This window comes from Xanthomonas sp. 4461 (assembly GCF_024806475.1).
In the GTDB taxonomy this organism is placed as follows: Bacteria; Pseudomonadota; Gammaproteobacteria; order Xanthomonadales; family Xanthomonadaceae; genus Xanthomonas; species Xanthomonas arboricola_F.
Map to the genome: position 1 here is coordinate 1,719,915 of NZ_JANTYV010000001.1, position 21,497 is coordinate 1,741,411.

At 67.7% G+C, this 21,497-nt stretch carries 18 protein-coding genes; 9 read left to right on the forward strand and 9 right to left on the reverse strand.

What is annotated here, in order from left to right; translation table 11 throughout:
- Positions 1-104 precede the first annotated feature (104 nt).
- The 4 genes from FHY19_RS07420 (at position 105) to FHY19_RS07435 (ending at position 5,010) form a co-directional block, all read left to right on the forward strand.
- Positions 105-2,618 (forward strand): DNA topoisomerase I, encoded by a 2,514-nt coding sequence (locus FHY19_RS07420; protein ID WP_259156849.1) that lies wholly within the window; start codon positions 105-107, stop codon positions 2,616-2,618.
- An 8-nt stretch (positions 2,619-2,626) separates the two neighbouring features.
- Positions 2,627-3,190: a Sua5/YciO/YrdC/YwlC family protein gene (locus tag FHY19_RS07425; protein WP_259163459.1), complete on the forward strand. Its 564-nt coding sequence runs from the start codon at positions 2,627-2,629 to the stop codon at positions 3,188-3,190.
- Positions 3,191-3,601: 411 nt separating this feature from the next.
- A complete protein-coding gene (locus FHY19_RS07430; RefSeq protein WP_259156851.1) occupies positions 3,602-4,360 on the forward strand; it encodes a DUF4124 domain-containing protein in 759 nt (252 codons plus the stop codon).
- Positions 4,357-5,010, forward strand: coding sequence for a DUF4124 domain-containing protein (locus tag FHY19_RS07435; protein ID WP_259163460.1), 654 nt, complete (start codon positions 4,357-4,359; stop codon positions 5,008-5,010). Before FHY19_RS07430 ends, FHY19_RS07435 begins: the two co-directional genes overlap by 4 nt.
- A 212-nt stretch (positions 5,011-5,222) precedes the next feature.
- Here the strand turns inward: FHY19_RS07435 and FHY19_RS07440 are convergent, their stop codons facing one another.
- Positions 5,223-5,999 carry an SDR family oxidoreductase gene (locus tag FHY19_RS07440; RefSeq protein WP_259163470.1) on the reverse strand — a complete coding sequence of 259 codons (777 nt, stop codon included), beginning with the start codon at positions 5,997-5,999 and terminating at the stop codon, positions 5,223-5,225.
- A gap of 107 nt (positions 6,000-6,106) precedes the next feature.
- Between FHY19_RS07440 and FHY19_RS07445 the strand changes: the two genes are divergently transcribed.
- Complete coding sequence (locus tag FHY19_RS07445) at positions 6,107-6,322, forward strand: hypothetical protein (RefSeq protein WP_259163474.1); 216 nt, start codon at positions 6,107-6,109, stop codon at positions 6,320-6,322.
- A gap of 278 nt (positions 6,323-6,600) precedes the next feature.
- On the opposite strand, the gene sppA is transcribed toward FHY19_RS07445, so the two are convergent.
- Both sppA and FHY19_RS07455 read right to left on the reverse strand, forming a co-directional pair.
- Positions 6,601-8,502 (reverse strand): signal peptide peptidase SppA, encoded by a 1,902-nt coding sequence (gene sppA, locus FHY19_RS07450; protein ID WP_259163481.1) that lies wholly within the window; start codon positions 8,500-8,502, stop codon positions 6,601-6,603.
- Between the two features lie 94 nt (positions 8,503-8,596).
- Positions 8,597-9,973, reverse strand: a complete 1,377-nt coding sequence (locus FHY19_RS07455; protein WP_259156856.1) for an MATE family efflux transporter — start codon at positions 9,971-9,973, stop codon at positions 8,597-8,599.
- Positions 9,974-10,245: 272 nt separating this feature from the next.
- On the opposite strand from FHY19_RS07455, the gene FHY19_RS07460 reads away from it, so the two are divergent.
- Positions 10,246-11,409 carry a DUF3667 domain-containing protein gene (locus FHY19_RS07460; protein ID WP_259163483.1) on the forward strand — a complete coding sequence of 388 codons (1,164 nt, stop codon included), beginning with the start codon at positions 10,246-10,248 and terminating at the stop codon, positions 11,407-11,409.
- 126 nt (positions 11,410-11,535) lie between these two features.
- Here FHY19_RS07460 and FHY19_RS07465 read toward each other — a convergent pair whose 3' ends face one another.
- Positions 11,536-12,126 (reverse strand): DUF3106 domain-containing protein, encoded by a 591-nt coding sequence (locus tag FHY19_RS07465; RefSeq protein ID WP_259163490.1) that lies wholly within the window; start codon positions 12,124-12,126, stop codon positions 11,536-11,538.
- The gene (locus FHY19_RS07470; protein WP_259163492.1) at positions 12,113-13,144 is read right to left on the reverse strand and encodes a hypothetical protein; all 1,032 of its coding nucleotides are present in this window, start codon (positions 13,142-13,144) and stop codon (positions 12,113-12,115) included. Before FHY19_RS07470 ends, FHY19_RS07465 begins: the two co-directional genes overlap by 14 nt.
- 459 nt (positions 13,145-13,603) lie before the next feature.
- Here FHY19_RS07470 and FHY19_RS07475 point away from each other — a divergent pair, with 459 nt between their 5' ends.
- Entirely contained in the window at positions 13,604-15,826 is a 2,223-nt protein-coding gene (locus FHY19_RS07475; RefSeq protein WP_259163498.1) for a primosomal protein N', read from the forward strand.
- A 454-nt stretch (positions 15,827-16,280) separates the two neighbouring features.
- Here the strand turns inward: FHY19_RS07475 and FHY19_RS07480 are convergent, their stop codons facing one another.
- From FHY19_RS07480 to FHY19_RS07490, 3 genes are read right to left on the reverse strand one after another with little or no spacing between them, the layout of a single operon-like run.
- Complete coding sequence (locus FHY19_RS07480) at positions 16,281-16,931, reverse strand: glutathione S-transferase (RefSeq protein WP_259156861.1); 651 nt, start codon at positions 16,929-16,931, stop codon at positions 16,281-16,283.
- Between the two features lie 2 nt (positions 16,932-16,933).
- Entirely contained in the window at positions 16,934-17,767 is an 834-nt protein-coding gene (locus tag FHY19_RS07485) for an NYN domain-containing protein (RefSeq protein WP_259163500.1), read from the reverse strand.
- Positions 17,764-18,336 carry a hypothetical protein gene (locus FHY19_RS07490; protein WP_259163502.1) on the reverse strand — a complete coding sequence of 191 codons (573 nt, stop codon included), beginning with the start codon at positions 18,334-18,336 and terminating at the stop codon, positions 17,764-17,766. Before FHY19_RS07490 ends, FHY19_RS07485 begins: the two co-directional genes overlap by 4 nt.
- A gap of 119 nt (positions 18,337-18,455) precedes the next feature.
- Between FHY19_RS07490 and FHY19_RS07495 the strand changes: the two genes are divergently transcribed.
- Positions 18,456-19,748 (forward strand): NAD(P)/FAD-dependent oxidoreductase, encoded by a 1,293-nt coding sequence (locus tag FHY19_RS07495; RefSeq protein WP_259163503.1) that lies wholly within the window; start codon positions 18,456-18,458, stop codon positions 19,746-19,748.
- 52 nt (positions 19,749-19,800) lie between these two features.
- Complete coding sequence (locus tag FHY19_RS07500) at positions 19,801-20,415, forward strand: trimeric intracellular cation channel family protein (protein WP_259156865.1); 615 nt, start codon at positions 19,801-19,803, stop codon at positions 20,413-20,415.
- 106 nt (positions 20,416-20,521) lie between these two features.
- On the opposite strand, the gene rpoH is transcribed toward FHY19_RS07500, so the two are convergent.
- The gene (gene rpoH, locus FHY19_RS07505; protein ID WP_259156866.1) at positions 20,522-21,397 is read right to left on the reverse strand and encodes an RNA polymerase sigma factor RpoH; all 876 of its coding nucleotides are present in this window, start codon (positions 21,395-21,397) and stop codon (positions 20,522-20,524) included.
- Positions 21,398-21,497 lie beyond the last annotated feature (100 nt).

A 21,497-nucleotide genomic window follows, 5' to 3' on the forward strand; every position in this document is an offset into this window, starting at 1 on the left:
ATTCCCGGGCGTTAACGTGTGGGAAACGGCCGATCTGCTTCCCTCGACCGGCCAATTAGGCCACGCTACCCGCCCCCCGGGCTCCGCCCCAAGAATTTGCCACCATGCCCAAGCACCTGCTCATCGTCGAATCGCCCGCCAAGGCCAAGACGATCAATAAATACCTCGGCAAGGACTTCACCGTCCTGGCCTCGTATGGGCACGTGCGCGATCTCGTCCCCAAGGAGGGCGCGGTCGACCCGGACAACGGCTTTGCGATGCGCTACGACCTGATCGAGAAAAACGAGAAGCATGTCGAAGCCATCGCGCGCGCGGCCAAGAGCGCCGACGACATCTATCTGGCGACCGACCCGGACCGCGAGGGGGAAGCGATCAGCTGGCACATCGCCGAGATCCTGAAAGAGCGCGGCCTGTTGAAGGACAAGACCATGCAGCGCGTGGTGTTCACCGAGATCACGCCGCGCGCGATCAAGGAAGCCATGCTCAAGCCGCGCGCGATCGCCGCCGACCTGGTGGATGCGCAGCAGGCCCGTCGCGCACTGGACTACCTGGTGGGCTTCAACCTGTCGCCGGTGCTGTGGCGCAAGGTGCAGCGCGGGCTGTCAGCCGGACGCGTGCAGTCGCCGGCGCTGCGCATGATCGTCGAGCGCGAAGAAGAGATCGAAGCCTTCATCGCGCGCGAGTACTGGTCCATCGATGCGCATTGCCGGCATCCGTCGCAGCCGTTCAATGCGCGCCTGATCAAGCTGGACGGGCAGAAGTTCGAGCAGTTCACCGTGACCGATGGCGACACCGCCGAAGCGGCGCGGCTGCGCATCCAGCAGGCCGCGCAAGGCGTGCTGCACGTTACCGACGTGGCCAGCAAGGAGCGCAAGCGCCGCCCTGCCCCGCCGTTCACCACCTCCACGCTGCAGCAGGAAGCCTCGCGCAAGCTTGGCTTCACCACCCGCAAGACCATGCAGGTGGCACAGAAGTTGTACGAAGGCGTGGCACTCGGCGACGAAGGCTCGGTCGGTCTGATCAGCTATATGCGTACCGACTCGGTGAACCTGTCGCAGGATGCGCTGTCGGAAATCCGCGATGTGATCGCGCGCGATTTCGGCACCGCCTCGTTGCCGGACCAGCCCAACGCCTACACCACCAAATCCAAGAATGCGCAGGAAGCGCATGAAGCGGTGCGCCCGACCTCCGCGTTGCGCACGCCTGCGCAGGTGGCGCGCTTTTTGTCCGACGACGAGCGCCGCCTGTACGAATTGATCTGGCGCCGCGCCGTGGCCTGCCAGATGATTCCGGCCACGCTCAACACCGTCAGCGTCGATCTGTCGGCCGGCAGCGAGCACGTGTTCCGCGCCAGCGGCACCACCGTGGTGGTGCCGGGCTTCCTGGCGGTCTACGAAGAGGGCAAGGACACCAAGAGCAGCGAGGACGAGGACGAAGGCCGCAAGCTGCCGCTGATGAAGGCCGGCGACAACATCCCGCTGGACCGCATCGTCACCGATCAGCATTTCACCCAGCCGCCGCCGCGCTTCACCGAAGCGGCGCTGGTCAAGGCGCTGGAGGAATACGGCATCGGGCGTCCGTCCACCTATGCCTCGATCATCCAGACCCTGCAGTTCCGCAAGTACGTGGAAATGGAAGGCCGCAGCTTCCGCCCCACCGACGTGGGCCGTGCGGTGTCCAAGTTCCTGTCCGGGCATTTCACCCGTTACGTGGATTACGACTTCACCGCCAATCTTGAAGACGATCTGGATGCGGTCTCGCGCGGCGAAGCCGAGTGGATTCCGTTGATGGAGAAGTTCTGGGGCCCGTTCAAGGAATTGGTCGAGGACAAGAAGGATTCGCTGGACAAGACCGACGCCGGTAGCGTGCGCGTGCTCGGCGCCGACCCGGTCAGCGGCAAGGAAGTCAGCGCGCGCATCGGCCGTTTCGGCCCGATGGTGCAGATCGGCACCGTGGAAGACGAAGAAAAGCCCACTTTCGCCTCGCTGCGTCCGGGCCAGAGCATCTATTCGATCTCGATCGAGGATGCACTGGAACTGTTCAAGATGCCGCGCGCGCTGGGCCAGGACAAGGAGCAGGACGTCAGCGTCGGCATCGGCCGCTTCGGGCCGTTTGCACGCCGTGGCAGCGTGTATGCGTCGCTGAAGAAGGAAGACGACCCGTACACCATCGACCTGGCACGCGCGGTGTTCCTGATCGAAGAGAAGGAAGAGATAGCGCGCAACCGGGTGATCAAGGAATTCGACGGCAGCGACATCCAGGTGCTCAACGGCCGCTTTGGTCCGTACATCAGCGACGGCAAACTCAACGGCAAGATCCCCAAGGATCGCGAGCCGGCGTCGTTGACCTTCGAAGAAGTGCAGCAGCTGCTGGCCGATACCGGCAAGCCGGTGCGCAAGGGCTTCGGCGCCAAGAAGGCCACGCTCAAGAAGAATGCGGTGAAGGATTCGGCCAAGGAGGCCAAGGACGCCGCGGCGAAGGATGCGGCAGCCAAGAAGACCGCGGTGAAGAAAGCGGCAACCAAGACCGCCGCGAAGAAGGCGCCGGCCAAGAAGACTGCGGCCAAGAAAGCCGCCAAGCGCGTGGTCAAGAAAACCGTGAGCAAGGCGGCGGGCTGAGGCAGCGCATGGACCACCCGCTGAGCCTGGACAGCGCCATCGCCACCCTGCAAACGGGCGGCGTGATCGCTTACCCGACCGAAGCGGTCTGGGGGCTGGGCTGCGACCCGGCGCAGCAGGCAGCCGTGCTGCGCCTGCTGCAGATCAAGCGGCGCCCTGTCGACAAGGGAGTGATCGTGGTGGCGTCCGGCATCGAGGTGCTGCGCGACTGGGTCGACATCGACGCGCTGGAACCGGCACGCCGGGATGAGGTACTGGCCAGCTGGCCCGGCCCGCATACCTGGATCCTGCCGGTCACCTCCCGCGCGCCGCGCTGGGTCACCGGCACGCACGATGGGCTGGCCGTGCGCATCAGCGCGCACCCGGTCGTGGTAGCGCTGTGCGCGGCCTGGGGGTCGCCGCTGGTGTCCACCAGCGCCAACCTGGCCGGCGAGCCGCCGGCGCGCAGCCGCGAGGCCCTGGACCCGGCACTGCTGGCGACCATCGACGGCGTGGTGGCGGGCGATGTCGGTGGGCTGGCGCAGCCCACCCCGATCCGCGACGCACGCACCGGCCAGGTCCTGCGCGACTGACGCCGAGCTGGATCCAGCCAGCGCCACGGACAAGGCGCGGCGTCCGGGAGACGATCAACCGCTAGCCCGCTGCCCGCCTATCCCAGAGCGGCCTGGCGCATCGGCGCGACACATGACCTCGACCCGCCGGCATCCTCCGCTCCAGCCACGGCCACGGCGCCACGGCTGGCGGCCCAGGCAGCCGACAGCGGCCGCGAGCGGGGACTGCGCGTCATGCGTCGCGGCGGCTTGGCAGCGTCAGGCTGCGCGGTGGCCAGCCCCAAAGCGGCCTGACCACGCCCCATCCCCCACCAGCGTCGTTCGGCGCAGGCCGGCGCTCCCGGCCGATCCGGCCATGCCGCTGGCACCGCGTCTGCGCGCGCAGCGACCATCCCCTTGGCGGCGCGGCCGCCAAACGCGCACACTCGCCACATGCGCACTCTTCCAACCTTGTTGTTGCTGGCCTGCGCGCTGCCCGCCCTGGCGGCAAGCACCGCCGCCAAGCCGGACCCGAACGTGCGGGTCTACCGCTGCGTCAGCAGCACCGGGACCGTGGCCCTGCAGGATGCGCCATGCAGCAGCGGCCGCCAGCAGGTGCTGGACATGCAGCGCCCGCAGGACCCGCCGCCGCGACCGCAACGTCTGCAGGCACCCGCCCCGCCCCCGGCCGCACCATCGCGCGAGGTTCGCATCGTCACCGTGCAACCGCCGCAGCCGATGTACGAGTGCACCACCGAGGACGGCGAGCGCTATACCAGCGACAGCCCGGAAGGCAATCCGCGCTGGGTGCCGACCTGGGGGCCGGCCTATGTGGGCAATGCGGTTGGCCCGCCGATCAGCGGCGGCGGCATCCAGCGTCCGCCGATCTCGGTCAGCCCGCGTCCGGCGATTGCCGTGCAGGGTGGCGCCGGGCGGGGCAGCATCCGCGGCAGTGCCAGCTTCGGCGCAGGCGGCTATCAGGACGGTTACCACGGCGGCTACGGCGGCACGGTGATCGTGCCCTACGGCAACGTGCAGATCCGCGACCAATGCCATGCCCTGCCCGAGCAGGAAGTCTGCGCGCGGCTGGCAGACCGCCGCTGGGAGCTGATCCGCCGCTACAACAGCGCGCTGCAGAGCGAACGCCAGGAGCTCAGCCGCGAACAACGCGGCATCGAAGCGCGCCAGCAACGCGACTGCGGCGGCGCATGAGCCGCACCTTGCTGCTGGCGCTGCTGCTGTGCTGGGTGCCGGGCGCCAATGCCCAGGACGTGGCCATCTACCGCTGCACCGATCCCACCGGCGCGCTTACCGTGCAAAACATGCCGTGCCCGAAGGGGATGCAGCAACAGAAGAAAATGATGACCGCACCGGCGGCGGTGCCATTCGCACCAGGCGGCACGCCTGCCCCTGCGCCAATGCGTCCTGCACATCCTGCGCAGCAGGCGCCCGCCGCACCTGCGGCCGCGCCAGCAGCGCCGACAGCCGCATCGACGCCAGCGCCGATGACCTCCACCTCTACCCTGCCTCCGCCGCCGTTGTTCGAATGCACCGCGCACGACAATGGCCGCTACTTCACCGAAGACCGCGAGCCGGCCACGCGTTGCCTGCCGATGCAGACCACCAACCTGGCCGGTGGGCCGGCGACCGGCGGCGGCAGCGCCTGCGAAGTGGTCACCGACCGCTGCGCACCGGTGCCGGACCAGAGCCTGTGCGAGGCCTGGCGCAAGCGCGCCGAGCAGGCCGAGGCGACATGGCGCTTCTCCGACGAGGCGCAATCGGCCGAACGCAAGCAGCGCTACGACCAGATGCGCCGGGTGCTGGACGAAAGCCGCTGCGCCAATCCGTCCATCACGCCGTAATGCTGCAACCGACGTTGCAGCGCCGTGCCGCCAGTGTGCCGGCGCGGCGCCTGCGCGTTGCACGAGCCGCACGCGCGCCTGCCCGCTGTGCAGTCACCTGCCTCGCGCACAGGTGCCGCCGACAAACAGGCGCCACGGCGGTTTGGCGCATGCATGCGCATCTTCCGATGCCATGCACAGGCCGCTATCCGCGTGCGTTGCGCGCAGGCGCGTCAGAAGCCGTAGCGCAAGAATCCGCCATCCACCGCGATGCACTCGCCGGTGATGTAACTGGCGGCCGGCAGACACAGGAAACCCACCGCAGCGGCGACTTCTTCCGGTTCGCCGATGCGGCGCATCGGGGTGCGGTCGATCACCTGGTCGTAGTAATCCGGGTCCGACAACGGGCCGGAGGTACGACGCGTACGGATGTACCACGGCGCCACCGCATTGACGCGGATGCCGTCTTCGGCCCATTCCACCGCCAGGTTGCGCGTCATCTGCTGCAGTGCGGCCTTGGTCATACCGTACGGCGCGCCGCTGCGCACATGGGTGATGCCCGAGACGCTGCCGACATTGACGATGGCCGAGGCGGCATGCCGGGTCAGCAGCGGATGCGCATACCGCGACAATTCGAACGCGGAAAACACATTGGTTTCGAAGATGCCGCGCCACTCGTCTTCGGTGTAGTCGATGGCTGCCCGGCTGATGTTGCCGCCGGCGTTGTTGATCAGCAGATGCAGGCCGTCGGCGTGGTCCTCCACCCAGTCCAGGATCGCGCGGCGCTCTTCATCGTCGGACACATCGGCCGCCAGCCCATGCAGTTCGCGCCCGGGAAATTCTTCGGCCAGTTCGTCGCGTGCCTGCGCCAACGCATCGGCATCGCGCGCCACCATCAGCAGATCCGCTCCGAAGCCGAGCAGTTCGCGTGCGATGGCCAAGCCGATGCCGGCACTGGCGCCGGTGATGAGGGCGGTCTGTCCATCCAGCCGCCAACGGTGCGTTGTCACGTGGGTGATCCTCTTTCAAAACGCGAGAAAACGGCCGCCGCAGCGCAGTTGACGCGCGGCAGCAGTGCCGGCGTTAGGATACCGCCACCGCTCGCGAGGTCACGACGATGAAACTTCACTGGATGCTTGCCGCCGTTGCGATGTTGCCGCTGGCTGCGTGTCAACGCCCGCAACCGGCGCCCACCGACCAGAAGCCCGACCCGCAGGCCACCGCCCTGCGCGATCACATCCAGCAGCCGTTGAACAAGGCGCACGCGGTACAGGCCGCCACCGACCAGGCTGCTGAGGATCAGCGCAAGGCGATCGATGCCGCAACGCAATAAGAGCGGCCAGCACACTGCGCGAGCCGTCATGTGGACGGCGCGGAGGAACCGGGGCGTACGAGTGGTACCTGCCACACCTAGCACAGCACGGCTGTGAGCACAGTCGCCTTGTCAGCGGCTCTAAGCGCGAGCCGGGAGAAGCGCGTTCAACAGTTCAACACCGCAGCGTCATCGCCGGGCCGTCCGCATGCGGCAAGCCCGCAGCGTCATGCGGCATAAACGACAACGCCGGCACAAGGCCGGCGTCGTCGCTGTAGTCGAAGGCCTGGTTTGCCGCCTCAGAACCCGCAGAAGCAGTAAGCCAAAGCCTTGACCGGCGTGCCGCCGGCCTTGCTGTCGTGCACCGCGCTTTCGACAAAGCGCAGCTGCGTGTCCACTTCCGGCAGCGAGCGCGCCAGCATGGCGCGCGCCATGCCCGAGTCACTCAGCATCCACGCCCCCATGCGGCTGCCGGCAAATCCGCTCATGAACTGCGAAAACGGGGTGGCCGGCTTTTCCACGTAGCGCACGCGGAACTTGCCCTTGTTCAACTTGGCGCGATTGGCCGCGTCGGCCACCGCTTCGGAAATGCCGCCGAATGCATCCACCAGGCCATGCTGCCTGGCCTGCGCACCGCTCCACACGCGGCCGCGGGCGACCTTGTCGATGGCCTCCACCGACTGGTGACGCGCCTGCGCCACCTTGCCGGTGAAGTCGGCATAGCCCTTGTTGATCACCGCCTGGATGACCTGGCCGGCGGACGGGTCCAGCGGACGGGTGATGTCGAACGCACCGGCGAAGCGCGTGGTGCCCACGCCGTCGGTGTGCACGCCGATCTTGTCCAGCGCGCGGGTCAGGTTGGGCACCATGCCGAAGATGCCGATCGAGCCGCTGATGGTCGACGGGTCGGCATAGATGCGATCGGCGTTCATGCTGATCCAGTAACCGCCGGAGGCGGCCAGGTCGCCCATCGACACCACCACCGGCTTGCCGGCCTGCTTGAGCGCGACCACTTCGCGGCGGATCTGCTCAGAGGCGAACACCTCGCCGCCGGGCGAATCCACGCGCAGCACCACCGCCTTGACCTTGTCGTCGTCGCGCGCCTGACGCAGCAACGCGGCAGTGGACTCGCCACCGACACGGCCTGCCGGCTGTTCGCCACCACTGATCTCGCCGGCCGCCACCACCACCGCCACCTGCGGACGGCTGTCCATCGGCGAGCGCTGCGCCTGCAACTGGCTCAGGTAATCGTTGAAGCCGATGTTGCGGAAACCGCTGTCGGCATCGCTGTCGGCCACGCCGCGCTTGGTCAGCAGCGCATCGACGTCCTCGCGGGTCTTGAGCCCGTCGACCAGTTTCTGCTGCAGCGCGAACTTGGCCAGATCGCCGCCTGCCGCCACCACGCCTTCGGGCAGGGTGTCGATGCCGGCGGTCAGCTGCGCCGGGGTGAGCTTGCGCGCGGTGCCGACGTCGGCCAGGTAGCGCTGCCACACGTCGTTCATCCAGAACAGATCCGCTTCCTTGGCATCGGCCGAGGCCGCGTCCAGGATGTAGGGCTCGGCCGCAGACTTGTATTCGCCCACGCGGAACAGGTGCACGTCCACGCCGAGTTTGTCCTGCAGGCCTTCGCGGAAATACTGGCGATAGCGGCCAAGGCCTTCCAGCAGCACGCTGCCCATCGGGTCCAGATACACCTCGTTGGCCTGCGCGGCGAGCAGGTACTGGCCCTGGCTCATGCTCTCGCTGAAGGCCACGATCTGCTTGCCGGAAGCGCGCAGCTTTTGCAGTGCGGCAGCCACCTCGCGTTGCGAGGCGAAGCCGGCCGGCTGCAGCTTGTCCAGGTTCAACAGCACCCGTTCGATCTTGCGGTCCTTGCCGGCCGCCTCGATCACCCGCACCAGGTCGCGCAACTGCACCTCTTCTGCGCTCTTGTCGCCCACCGCCTTGGCCAGCGAACGGCTCACCGGGTCGGCGCTGAACTGCTCGACCAGCGTGCCTTCGGGGTTGATGACCAGCGTGGTGCGCTCGGCCAGCGGCTTGGTTCCGTCGCCGCGCGCCATCGCCACCACGATCAGCAGCAGCAACAGCAACAGGAAACCGAAGAACACCAGGTTGAAGATCAGGCGCCGGGTGAAATTCATCACGTCCCACAGGCCGACGAAGAAACTGGCGATGGGACTGCGACGCACGGGGTGGTTCATGGAAAACTCCGTCGAAAAGACGCTGCGTACGAAACGTACGAATCAATGGTGTCCAGCATACCGGCTGCGCCGGGCGCGCGGCATGCGCTGAAAGTCAGGGGGTCGCGTTGGCAGTCAGCCGCCGGCTGGTGTGCCGGAAGCGCAGGCCCATCAGGATCGCGGCGGTGGTCAGACCCAGAATCAGGCCGATCCACATGCCGCGCGGCCCCCAGCCCAGCCCCAGGCCGAGCCCGGCGCCGATCGGCATGCCTACGCCCCAGTACGAAAACATCGCCAGGAACATCGGCACGCGGGTGTCCTTGAGCCCGCGCAGCGCACCGGCAGAGAGCACCTGGATGCCATCGGGAAACTGGAAGGTAGCGGCAAACAACAGCAATCCCGACGCCAGCGCGGCCACTGCCGCATCGTTGGTATACACACCGACAATGGCGTCGTGGCCAAGCAGCAACGTGCTGGCCGACAGCGCCTGCGTGCCCAGCACGATGGCGTAGCCCGCCCAGGCCGCACGCCGCACGGCCAGCGGATCGCCCCGCCCCGCCGCATGGCCGACGCGCACGGTGGTGGCCTCGGCCACGCCCATCGGCACCATGAAACACAGCTGCCCCACGTTGATGGCGATCTGGTGCGCGGCGGCTTCGGTCGAGCCCAGCCGGCCGATCAGCAGGGCAGTGACGATGAACAGGCCGCCTTCCATCAGCACGGTGATGCCGATCGGCAGCCCCGTGCGCAGCAGATCGCCGATGGCGTGCCAGCGCGGCCCTTCCAGATGGGTGAACAACTCCAGATGCGCAAAACGCCGTGCGCGCCAGAGGTACAGCGCGAACACGCTGGCCTGCACCCACATGGTGATGGCCGAGGCCATGCCCAGGCCTTCGGCGCCATGCTCGGCAAACCCGAACTTGCCGTAGGTCAGCGCATAGCCCAGCGGTGCCAGCACCAGCAAGCCGCCAAACCCCAGCAGCATGGTCGGCAGCGTCCAGTGCATGCCTTCGCTGAGGTAGCGCATGCAGAAGTAGAACGTCAGCGCCGGTACGCCCCAGCGCACCGCATGCAGGAAGTCGGTGGCACCGGGCACGATGTCCGGCGCAATCCCGAAGGTGGGCAGCAGCGGCGGCACCAGGCTCAGGAACGCGAACATCAACGCGCTCAGCCCCAGCGACAGCCACAACGCCTGGCGAAACAATGGGCCGATCTCGCGCTCGCGCCCGGCGCCGCGCAGTTGCGACACCGAGGCGGTCAAGGAAATCAACGTACCGATCGGCACCAGCATCGGCAGCCACAGCAGCGAGGTGCCGATGGTCACCGCCGCCAGCGTCGCAGTGCCGTGATGGCCGGCGATGACGTTGTCGACAAACCCGATCAAGCCGGTGGAGACGTGACCGAGCACCAGCGGCAAGGCCAACAGGCCGGTGGTACGCACTTCCGATGCGAAGCCTGGCGTCGCAGACGCCGAGGCAGGAGAAACAGACATGACACACCGATTGCTGCGCGGACTACGGCCGTGCCGGGAGGCGCTGGCACCGGGTCGCGTGGGGCCGCTATCTTACGCGTACTTTCCGACTGCGGCCTGACGCGCGCCTGGGCAGCTCCCGCCGCGCTCGCTGCTGCGTGTGCGGCAACGAAAAACGGCTGCCGACCTTTGCAGGTAGCCGCATGATGACGCTGTACCGTGTGCCAGGCGCGCGCCCTCGGGTGATCGCATCGGGCACGCGGCCCTCCATCGCCGCCAACCGGACCTGGCTCATGTCCCTGCACCCGACCGCACTGCATCCATCGGACTGTGAAAACTGCTCCACTGCGTTGCAAGGCCCGTTTTGCCACGCCTGCGGGCAGGGCGCGCATAGCCCGGTGCGCAGCGTCGCGCATGCGGTGGAAGAAGTCTTCGAATCGTTCTGGCACCTGGACGGGCGGATCTTCCGCACCTTGCGCGACCTGCTGGTGCCGGGCCGCGTGGCGCTGCGATTTCTGGGCGGGCAGCGCGTGCGCTACGTCGCGCCGATGCGGCTGCTCCTGGTGGTGAGCCTGTTGACCTTCTTCATCGCACGCATCGCGGTGCATGCCTCCGACGAAGACTCCGATGTCGCCGCGCCTGGCGCACCGCAGAGTGCGGTGCCGAAGGATTTTGCGCAGGCGCGCACGCCGGCGCAGGTGGAAGCGGTACGTGCGCAAATCGTCGGCACGCTCACCCAGAGCCGCAAGGTGGTGCCTGCGGGCATCGCGCGCGATGGTGTGGATGCCGGCATCGCCCGCACCGAGAGCGAGGCGCGCAAGCGGCTGGCGCAACTGCACCAGGGCGCGCGGCTGGAAAGCGCCGCACCGGTGGTCGATGCCCCCGACAACGGCACGTTCTTCTCGCTGGGAGGCAAACCCTGGGACCCGGTGAGCAACCCACTGACGGTCGCACCGTTACCGCAATGGGCCAACCGCTGGCTCAACCTGCAGCTCGCGCATATCCGCAGCAACCTGCCGCGCCTGCGCAGCAATCCGCAGCTGCTCTACAACGCGTTCTTCGCGGCGGTGCCGTCCACCTTGCTGGTGCTGGTGCCGTTGTTTGCGCTGCTGTTGCGCATGTTCTACCTGCGCAGCGGGTGGGTGTATCTGGAGCATCTGGTGGTGGCGCTCTACAGCCATGCATTTCTCTGCCTGAACCTGCTGGCGATGCTGCTGCTGTCGTTGCTCAGGGAATGGGTGCTGCAGCTGGCTCCCCTGATCGCCTGGAGCCTGGGCCTGCTGCAGTTCGGGCTGGCACTCTGGATGCCGCTGTATTTGCTGGGGATGCAGCGCCACGTCTACCGCCAGTCATGGTCGGTCACGGTGCTGAAATACCTCGGCCTGGGCAGCGTGTATTTCGTGGTGGTCACGTTTGCTGCCGCCTTCCTGATGGTGGCAAGTCTGGCGCGCCTTTGACGCTGCACCCTGCGACTGCGGCGCTGCAGGCGCGCGCGGGTAGCAGCGCGCGGTGAGCGACGGATAGCGGCGTCGATCGCACGATGCAAGTCGCCGGCCACCTGCCAGGCCGACATGCGGCGGCAATCAGCGTGCCAGTTGCCGCTTCAGCCAGGCGCTGCGGGTGGCCGGGGTTTCGGCCAGCAGGGCATCGCGCAATCCATCGCGGTCCTGTGGCGGGGTGCGTTGAGCGAGCACTGCCAGCTGCTCCAGCTGGCCGGCGTCCAGGCTGCGCAACACGGCCAGCAGGCGCTCGCGCTGGTCGACCGGCACGTAGCCGATCAGCGGCTGCAGCTGCGGGTAGAACGCGCCCACTTGCGACCCCAGGCGCCAGCCATCGCGGTGCAGGCGATCCATTGCGGTGAACTGGGTGCGCAAGGCGCGTTGCTGGTCGTCGGGCAGGCTGTGCAGCCGTTCGCGCGCCTGCCGCAACACCACGCGGTCGGTGGCGGTCAGGTCTTTCCACGCGGCATAGCGCGCGCGCAGGTCGGCCTGCTGTACCGGCGTCAGTGCAGCCCAGCGCGCGCGTTGCTGTGCGGCGCTCGGCGCTGCCGACGCGGCAGGAGCGCTGACGGGTCCGTTATGACCGCTTTCGTCCAGCGCCGTCGGCAAGGCCTGCGCGCCGACGATACCGGTAACGGCGAGCACCAGCAGGCCAGACCACTTAATTGTCGTCATCGACGGTCTCCAGGGGGGCGGAGGGCTGCTCGGCCGCGGTGGCATGCGCGCCGGACTCGTCCGCCGGCACCGGGTGGCCGGCGGCGTACCAGGCGTAAAAGTCCGCTGCGCGCGCCAGCTCCAGATCCGGGTCGGCCAGCATCGTCTGGTCGCGCGGATCCATGGCCGGGGCTGCCGGAGCCTCCTGCAGTTCCGATGCCGGCAGTTCTTCCACCAGCACTGGCGCCGCATCGGTGACGTGCAACACCCCGGCCGGCGCCTGTGAGACCGGCTCGGGCGGCAGGCTGGGCCGTCGGTGCGTCCACCACCAGGCCAGGACCGTCAGCAGCAAGGCCAGCGCGAGCACCCCCAGGGCAATGCCGGCGTGGCGGCGATCCAGCTGCGGCCATTGCCACTGCCGCCTGGGGCGGACGCGTGCCGGGGCGGCACGGCGTGGCGCGGGCGGCGCGTGTGCCGGGATGGCAGGCTGCAATGCAACGCCGGCCAGCGACGCGTCACGCAATTGGCCAAGCCGGGTCAGCTGGGACGGGGTCAGATCGCGCAGCTCCATTTGCGCCGCTTCGGCCAGTGCCCGCCAGGCCTGTGCATCGGGATTGCCGGCGGCATCGCGCGGACAGGCACGCGCAAGCGACTGCCGATAGTCCGCCACCGCGATGCCCTGCACTTCGCCGGCAGCCTCTTCTTCCAGCCCGGCCACGATCCGCAGCAGCAGCGCCAGCCGGTCGGGGGTCTGCATCCGCCCCAGCACGGTGAACGGCGGCAGCCAGGTGCCGGGCATCGGCTCGCGGCGCAGTGGCGGCGCGGTAGCCAGCAGGCTCCAGAAGCGCATCGGCCAGCCAGCCATCGGCCGTCCCGCAGCCTGGCTGCTGAAGGCACGCAGCGCAGCGGCCAAGGCCCGCTCGGCGGCCGTCACATCGCCACATTGCAACTGCGCCAACACCAGGCCCCGGCGTTCCACACCCCGCAGGAAGGCTGACAAGGCGGCGGGGGTGACGGGGGCGTCGGGGACTACGGTCATGTGAACTCCAGCATCGGCCGGCATGATACCGACGCAAGTCCGCCCCGCCGACCGCTTGACAGATCGCGCGACCCTCGCTCCGGTCGCGAGCGCTGCCCACAGACGTTGTGCACAGCGGCAGACATACCGATACGCCGGCGTCTGTCAACTGTTGTTTTTTCTTTGTTGCAATCGTGTTTCACGCCTAAGTGATTGATCTATATTGATTTTCGATGGATGGTGAAAAAATGTCCAAGAGGTTGCCAAGGCAGGTGAATCCGCCTTCACCGCGTGGAGCACGCGACTAATTCACAGGCTTATCCACAGGCGATGTGGATAAACCCGTTTCCTCAGGCCTCACATAGGTTTACGTCGTATTTATCACCTGGGTCACAGAAAGGCCCCGCAACTGATCACACCGCCCTCACGACCGAAACTGCGCAAGTCGGGGCCACTGGACAGTGTCGGTAAACTGGGTGCATGCCTCCCACCGTCCCCACCTTGCGCGTCGCCTTGCCGGTGCCGCTCCCCCAACTGTTCGACTATCTGCCCCCTGCCGAGGCCCCGCTGACCGAGCCGGCGCAGGTCGGCTGCCGTGTGCGGGTGCCGTTCGGGTCGCGCGAGCTGGTCGGGGTAGTGGTGGAGATCGGCCAGCAGCCGTCGGCCGATGGACTGCGCCCGGCACTGGCCTGGTGCGACCAGACGCCGCTGCTGGTGGATGAACTGGCGCGCTCGCTGCACTGGCTGGCCCGTTATACCCATGCCCCTCTGGGCGAGGCTCAGGCCAGCGCGCTGCCCGGACCGCTGCGCCGCGGCGAGCCGCTGGCCGACACCCACGCCTGGGCCTGGCAACTGACCGAGTCCGGGCGCACAGGCGCTGCCGGCCTGCGCGCAGGCAGCCGGCCCGCCTTGCTGGCCGCCCTGCTGCTGACCGGTGCGGTGGGCGAGGAGCAGCTGGACCCGCTGCTGCCGCATTGGCGCGACGCCGCACGCAGCCTGGCCAAGCGCGGCCATGCCGAGCGCGTGGCGGTACCGGCCGATGCCATCGCGCCACGCCCCGGCACCGGCCCGGCACTCAACGAAGAACAACTTGCTGCTGCCACCGCGATCCGCGCGCACACCGGCTTTGCCACCTATCTGCTGGACGGCGTCACCGGCAGCGGCAAGACCGAGGTCTACCTGCAGGCAATCGCCGACTGCCTGGCGGCCGGTCGCCAGGCGCTGGTGCTGGTGCCGGAGATCGGCCTGACCCCGCAGACGCTGGGCCGCTTCCGCGCCCGCCTGGGCGTGCCGGTGCATGCGCTGCATTCGGGCCTGTCCGATGGCGAGCGCGCCCGGGTCTGGGCGGCGGCCTGGCGCGGCGAGGCCAAGCTGATCGTGGGCACGCGCTCGGCGGTGTTCACCCCGCTACCCAACGCCGGGCTGATCGTGATCGACGAGGAACACGACGGCAGCTACAAGCAACAGGATGGCATCCGCTACCACGCCCGCGACTTCGCCCTGGTGCGCGGCAAGGCGCTGGATGTGCCGGTGATCCTGGGCAGCGCGACCCCGTCGCTGGAAAGCCTGCACAACGCCTACTCCGGCCGCTATCAGCACCTGCGGCTGTCGCAGCGCGCCGGCGACGCCCGCCCGCCGCGGGTGCGCGTGCTGGACGTGCGCAAGCGCCCGCTCAAGGACGGCTTGTCGCCGGAGGTGCTGGCCGGCATCGGCGCCACCCTGGCGCGCGGCGAGCAGGTGCTGGTGTTCAAGAACCGCCGCGGCTATGCGCCAGTGCTGCTGTGCCACGACTGCGGCTGGACCGCCGCCTGCCAGCGTTGCAGCACCCCGCTGCACCAGACCCCGATGACCGTGCACGCAGGCGGCCGCCGCCTGCAGTGCCACCACTGCGGCGCGCGCCAGCAGGCGCCGCTGGCCTGCCCGGCCTGCGCCAGCCTGGCCCTGCAGCCGCAGGGCATCGGCACCGAGCGGCTGGAAGAACGGCTGACCGAGGCGTTTTCCGACTTCCCGGTGGTGCGCATCGACCGCAGCACAACCCAACGCCGCGACGCCCTGGAAACCCAGCTGGCCCGGCTGGGAACCGAGGCGGGCATCCTGGTCGGCACCCAGATCCTGGCCAAGGGCCACGACCTGCCGCGGCTGACCATGGTGGTGGTGGTCGGCATCGATGAAGGCCTGTTCTCGGCCGACTTCCGCGCTGCCGAAAAACTCTCCCAGCAGCTGATCCAGGTGGCAGGACGCGCCGGGCGCGCCGACCGCCCCGGCGAGGTCTGGTTGCAGACCCACCATCCCGAACACCCCCTGTTGCAGACCCTGGTCAACGGCGGCTACCACGCCTTCGCCGATGCCGAACTGCAGCAGCGCGAAGCGGCAGGATTTCCCCCATTTGCGCATCTGGCGCTGTTCCGCGCCGAAGCCAAGGATGTCGCGGCGGCCAACCAGTTCCTGATGGCGGTACGCGGCCTGGCCACCGCAGATACCAGCATGCAATCGCCCGCATTTGCGGACGTGGAGTGCTACGGCCCGATGCCCGCGCCGATGCCGCGCCGCGCCGGTTTCCAGCGCACCCAGTTGTTGCTGTCTGCGCAGCAGCGCTCGGCCTTGCATCGGCTGCTCGATGCGCAGCTGCCGGCCATCTATGCGCTACCGCAGGCGCGGCGCGTGCGCTGGTCGCTGGATGTGGACCCGATCGATCTGTATTAATGCCGGCGTATCGCACACCGCGCTGCCGCCAGACTCACATTGTGGCCAGTGCGCCCACGTTCCGTAGGAGCGCACCCGGGCGCGACAAGGCGTTACCGGCAATGCCATCGCGCCAAGGTGCGCTCCTACACACACCGCGAGGCCAGCAAGCCACGCGATGGGATCGTGCGTCGTAGGAGCGCGCTTGCGCGCGATGTGGCGTTATCGGGAACGCCCTCGCGCACAAGTGCGCTCCTACACACACACACCGCGAGTCCATCCAACCGCACGGTGGGCTTGTGCGTTGTAGGAGCGCGCTTGCGCGCGATGTGGCGTTGTCGGGAAGGCCCTCGCGCACAAGTGCGCTCCTACAGACAACGCGAGCTGCCGGGACGCGCGGTGCACGAGGCCGACAGCGTGTGAGGTCGGCGGCACGTGCTGTCTGCCATGGACCGCTTCAGCGCAGACCCGAAACTCAGGTCAGCGCGGTCATCACGCCACGCTGGTATGCAGGACGCGCGCGCAGACGTTGATACCACGCCTGCAGATGCGGCAGCTCGGGCCGCGCGATCGGCATTTCGAACCAGGCGTAGATGAAGCTGCCCAGCGGAATATCCCCCATCGCCAAGCGCTCGCCGGACAGAAACGGCTGCTGCGCCAACGCCATATCGGCGCGTGCCAGCAGCTCGCCCGATTGCGCCAGTGCCGCGGCGATGCGTGCAGGATCGCGTTCGGCCTCAGGTGTGCGCAGCACGCCCCAGAACAGATCGCGAAACACGCTGGCAAAGGTCGAGGTGGTCCAGTCCATCCAGCGGTCGCCCACTGCGCGCTCGGCCGGCGATGACGGATACAGCGCCGGCGCGTATTGCGCGGCGAGATAGCGCACGATCGCATTGGACTCCCACACCACCAATGCACCATCCTGCAACGTCGGCACCACTGCGTTGGGGTTCAGCGCTCGATATGCGGGCGTGTCGTTGCCGCCGAAGGCGCCGCCCACTTCGATCGACGTATACGCCACACCGGCTTCTTCGGCGCACCACAGTACCTTGCGCACATTGCTGGAATTGCGGCGCCCCCAGAGGGTGATCGTCGACTGTGCGGGTGCCATTGCATCCTGGGTCATGGTCATTTTGCTGCGAGAGGTTTGGCTGTTGCGCGCGCCGCGCGCTTGGGGCTGGCTTGCAGGCCCGGTGCAACCGCAGGCGCCGCGGTTTTCGCACGGTTGCCGCTGCCCTTGGGCGTGTCGCGCACCCATAAGGCCTGCTCGTCGAGCTTGAGCTCGAACAGGCCGATCGCACGCACCAGATCGCTGAGTTTGCGATAGCCGTAATTGCGCGGATCGAACGAGGCCTGGTTGGCCACCTGCTTGCCTACCGCGCTCAGCAACGCCCAGCCGTCGTCCTCGCACGCGCTGACGATGGCGTTGCGCAGCATCTGCACCAGCCGCGTATCGCTGCGCAGCGCGGTCGCATCCTTGCGCCCGGCAGCGGTGTCGCTGGCCGCAGCGGCCTGCTCGCCCAGCGCTTCCACGTAGGTGAATTTGGAGCATGCATTGACGAACGGTGCCGGCGTCTTTTTCTCGCCAAAACCATAGACCTTCATGCCATCGGTCAGCAGACGCATCACCAGCGGGGTGAAATCCGCATCGCTGGAGACGATCGCAAACCCATCCAGATTGCGCGCATACAACAGGTCCATCGCATCGATCACCATCGCCATGTCCGAGGCGTTCTTGCCGGAGCTGTAGGCAAACTGCTGGATCGGCCGAATCGCATAATCGTGCAGCGCCGCTTCCCAGCCTTTCAGGTGCGGGCTCTTCCAGTTGCCGTAGGCGCGGCGCACGTTGGCTACGCCGTAGCGTGCCACTTCCGCCAGCACCACATCGATCTTGCCGGCCGGCGCGTTGTCTGCGTCGATCAGCAAGGCGATCCGCTTGTCGGGATTGTCGGTCATGCTCAATGCTCCAGTGCAGCGTCGGTGACGGTTTCGGTTGCGGCCCCGGTGTCCATTTCCGGATCTGATTCTGTCTCGGCTTCGGCATCGAGCGTGGCCTCTTCCGCCGTCTCTGCAGCCGGCAAGGTGTACTCGGTGCCATCGCGCAGGGTGAGCACGCCATCGCTCAGGATCTCCTGATCGGCGCCGGCGCTGATCCAGGTCGCCTTGACGCGCCCGGCGCCGCGGTCGCCTTCCACAGCGAACACGAACTCTTCGCCGCCCGGCGCCATTCCCGTGCGCACCAGATCCACCCGCATGCTGCGGATCTGGCCGATATGTTCCTGCACCACCGCATCGTCCTGCAGCGCGCTGCGCGCCTGGTCGGTAAACACCGACCAGCCCGTATTGACCAGCCACATGGCCGCGGCCAGCACCACCACCCCGAACAGACTCGCGCAGGCCAGGATGCCGATCAGGCCGATGGCCACGCCGCTGAGCGGCTTCCTGGCCGCAGGCACCGCAGAGGCGACCGGTGCTGCAGTGGGCGCTGGCGCGGTCGGCAGCGGGGGCAGGGGCGGTGGGAACAAAGACATGCGAAGGCCGTCAAAGATGGATGCGACATGATGCCGCAGGCGCGCTGCGCCCACGCATCATGTTCATTGGCAATTTGGCATGCTGTCGAGCCCGCGTCGCGTTCCATCGGACTTCTACGATGACCTCTTCCCCCTCCCCTGCTCCACTGCATCTGGTCGTGGTGGGCGGCGGCTTCGCCGGTTTGTGGGCGACCCGCGCGCTCGACGATCCCGGCATCCGCATCACCCTGATCGACCGCCAGAACCATCACCTGTTCCAGCCGTTGCTGTACCAAGTGGCCACCGCCGGGCTGTCGGCACCGGATATCGCCGCACCGCTGCGCCACATCCTGCGCGAGCAGCGCAATGTCGAAGTCCTGCTTGGCGATGTGGCCGAAATCGTCCCAACCGGTCGTCAAGTGCTGCTCGCCGATGGCAAGACGCTCGACTACGACATGCTGCTGCTGGCCACCGGCGCCACCCATGCCTACTTCGGCAACGACCAGTGGGCCGAACATGCGCCCGGCCTGAAAACCCTCTACGACGCGCTGGTCCTGCGCCGCAAGCTGCTGCTGGCCTTCGAGCGCGCCGAGGCCGAATCCGATCCGGCCGCCCGCGCGGCCTGGCTGAGCTTTGCGGTGGTCGGCGGTGGCCCCACCGGTGTCGAGCTCGCCGGCACCCTGGCCGAAATCGCCCGCCACACGCTCAAGAACGAATTCCGCCATATCGACCCTCAACAGGCGCGCGTGCGCCTGGTCGAAGCCGGCCCGCGCGTGCTGCCGTCGTTCCCGAACGATCTCACCGACAAGGCGCGCAGGCAGCTGGAGCGGCTTGGCGTGGAAGTGCACACCGGCACCCCGGTGACCCATATCGATGCGCTGGGCTACCAGCTTGGCGACACCTTCGTGCCGGCGCGCACCGTGGTCTGGGCCGCCGGCGTGGCGGCCTCACCGCTGGCGCGCACGCTGGGCGTGCCGCTGGATCGTGCCGGCCGCGTACTGGTGAAGCCGGACCTGAGCGTGCCCGGCCACCCGGAGATCTTCGTCGGCGGCGATCTGGCGTCGGTGCAGCAGGACGGTCGCCCGGTGCCGGGCGTGGCGCCGGCGGCCAAGCAGATGGGCAAGCACATCGCCAAGGCGATCCGCGCACGTCAGCGCGGTCAGGCTGCGACCGCGTTCCGCTATCAGGACTTCGGCAACCTGGCGACCATCGGCCGCATGGCCGCCATCGTGCACGTGGGCAAGCTCAAGCTGTCCGGCATCGTGGCGTGGTGGTTCTGGCTGGCCGCGCACGTCTACTTCCTGATCGGCTTCCGCAACCGCTTCGTGGTGCTGGTGAACTGGGCGATGGCGTACTGGAGCTACCAGCGCGCCGCGCGCATCATCTTCGGCGGCGCCACCGACGACCCGCCGCCCAGCAGCAAGGACGGATGACAGCGCCGCAGGCCGTGCGCAATGCTGTGCGGCCTGATTCGATGCGCTGATCGTGACGACTGTCCTGTTCCTGCTGGATCTGCTCGGTACCTTCGTATTCGCCCTGAGCGGCGCGACCGTGGCGGTGCGCAATCGCCTGGACCTGTTCGGCGTGCTGGTGCTGTCGTGCGCGGCCGCGGTCTCCGGCGGCATCGTGCGCGATGTGCTGATCGGCGCCACCCCGCCGGCCGCGCTGGTCCACCCGCAGTACCTGCTGGTCGCCTGCCTGGCCGGCGTTGCCGGTTTTTATTGGCACACCGCAGTGGAACGGCTGCGCAACCCGGTGCAGATCTTCGACGCGGCGGGGTTGGCGCTGTTTGCGGTCTATGGCACCAGCAAGGCGCTGGACTACAACCTCAGCCCGCTGAGCGCCACCTTGCTGGGCATGCTCAGCGGCATCGGCGGCGGCATCGCGCGCGACCTGCTGGTCGCGCGCACGCCAGTGGTGTTGCAGGCCGAACTGTATGCGGTGGCCGCGCTTGCCGGTGGCGGCCTGGTGGCGATCGGGCACATGCTCGCAGTGCCGCAGGCCTGGTCGCTGACGACCGGCGCGCTCGTCTGTTTCGGGCTGCGCTTCATGGCGATCCGCTACGGCTGGCATCTACCGGTCGCGCGCTTGCCGGAGTAGCGATGCTGCCGACACGCTTGTAGCGCACGTAGCGCACAGCGCTACAAATGCAAACGGCCCGGATCACCGGGCCGTCTGTGCAACACCTGTCGCGTGATCGAAATGATCAGGCGACGAACAGCGCCTTCATCTTCTTCAGCGCGTTCGCCTCGATCTGGCGGATGCGCTCGGCCGACACGCCGTATTCGTCGGCTAGCTCCTGCAGCGTCACCTTGGACTCCGAATCCAGCCAACGTCGCTTGACGATGTCGCGCGAGCGCGTATCCAGACCGGCCATGCCTTCGCGCAGCAACTGCAGCTGATTGTCTTCGCTGTCGTGCCGCTCGTAGGCCTGCGACGGATCTTCCTCGTTGGCGACCAGGTAGCTGACCGGCGACGGCGGGCCGTGATCGTCGTCTTCGTCGGACGACGCGTCGAAGCCGATATCGCGACCGGACAGACGCGACTCCATCTCCATCACTTCACGCTCGGAGACGTTCAGATCCTTGGCGACCGCAGTCACCTCGGACGCATTGAGCCAGCCCAGACGGGTCTTGGACTTGCGCAGGTTGAAGAACAGCTTGCGCTGCGCCTTGGTCGTGGCGACCTTGACGATGCGCCAGTTCTTCAAGATGAACTCGTGCATTTCGGCACGGATCCAATGCACTGCGAAGCTGACCAGGCGCACGCCCATTTCCGGGTCGAAGCGCTTGACCGCCTTCATCAGGCCGATATTGCCTTCCTGGATCAGGTCGCCCAGCGGCAGGCCGTAGCCGTTGTAGCCGCGGGCCACATGCACCACGAAGCGCAGGTGGGAATGGACCAATTCGCGCGCTGCGTCCAGGTCCAGCTCGTCGCGGAAGCGGCGGGCCAGATCCTGTTCCTCATCGACCGACAGCACCGGAATCTGGTGCACGGCACCGATGTAGGCGTCCAGCGAACCGAGCGCACTGGGAATCGGGAGATTGTTTGCCACAAGGGCAGTCGAGGTAGTCTGGTTCATAGGCACCATCTTAGCAGTCGAACTATTGGACTGCCGGGTACAGAAAGAGTTCCCAGCGTTCCATTTATAGGACGTTCGGGCTTCCAGCCTTGCCGGCGTT

Bases quoted from the DNA above. Each gene is read 5' to 3' on its own strand.
- FHY19_RS07420 (WP_259156849.1), top strand. From the start codon at position 105: ATGCCCAAGCACCTGCTCATCGTCGAATCGCCCGCCAAGGCCAAGACG.
- FHY19_RS07425 (WP_259163459.1), top strand. From the start codon at position 2,627: ATGGACCACCCGCTGAGCCTGGACAGCGCCATCGCCACCCTGCAAACG.
- FHY19_RS07430 (WP_259156851.1), top strand. From the start codon at position 3,602: ATGCGCACTCTTCCAACCTTGTTGTTGCTGGCCTGCGCGCTGCCCGCC.
- FHY19_RS07435 (WP_259163460.1), top strand. From the start codon at position 4,357: ATGAGCCGCACCTTGCTGCTGGCGCTGCTGCTGTGCTGGGTGCCGGGC.
- FHY19_RS07445 (WP_259163474.1), top strand. From the start codon at position 6,107: ATGAAACTTCACTGGATGCTTGCCGCCGTTGCGATGTTGCCGCTGGCT.
- sppA (WP_259163481.1), bottom strand. From the start codon at position 8,502: ATGAACCACCCCGTGCGTCGCAGTCCCATCGCCAGTTTCTTCGTCGGC.
- FHY19_RS07455 (WP_259156856.1), bottom strand. From the start codon at position 9,973: ATGTCTGTTTCTCCTGCCTCGGCGTCTGCGACGCCAGGCTTCGCATCG.
- FHY19_RS07460 (WP_259163483.1), top strand. From the start codon at position 10,246: ATGTCCCTGCACCCGACCGCACTGCATCCATCGGACTGTGAAAACTGC.
- FHY19_RS07465 (WP_259163490.1), bottom strand. From the start codon at position 12,126: ATGACGACAATTAAGTGGTCTGGCCTGCTGGTGCTCGCCGTTACCGGT.
- FHY19_RS07470 (WP_259163492.1), bottom strand. From the start codon at position 13,144: ATGACCGTAGTCCCCGACGCCCCCGTCACCCCCGCCGCCTTGTCAGCC.
- FHY19_RS07475 (WP_259163498.1), top strand. From the start codon at position 13,604: ATGCCTCCCACCGTCCCCACCTTGCGCGTCGCCTTGCCGGTGCCGCTC.
- FHY19_RS07480 (WP_259156861.1), bottom strand. From the start codon at position 16,931: ATGACCCAGGATGCAATGGCACCCGCACAGTCGACGATCACCCTCTGG.
- FHY19_RS07490 (WP_259163502.1), bottom strand. From the start codon at position 18,336: ATGTCTTTGTTCCCACCGCCCCTGCCCCCGCTGCCGACCGCGCCAGCG.
- FHY19_RS07495 (WP_259163503.1), top strand. From the start codon at position 18,456: ATGACCTCTTCCCCCTCCCCTGCTCCACTGCATCTGGTCGTGGTGGGC.
- rpoH (WP_259156866.1), bottom strand. From the start codon at position 21,397: ATGAACCAGACTACCTCGACTGCCCTTGTGGCAAACAATCTCCCGATT.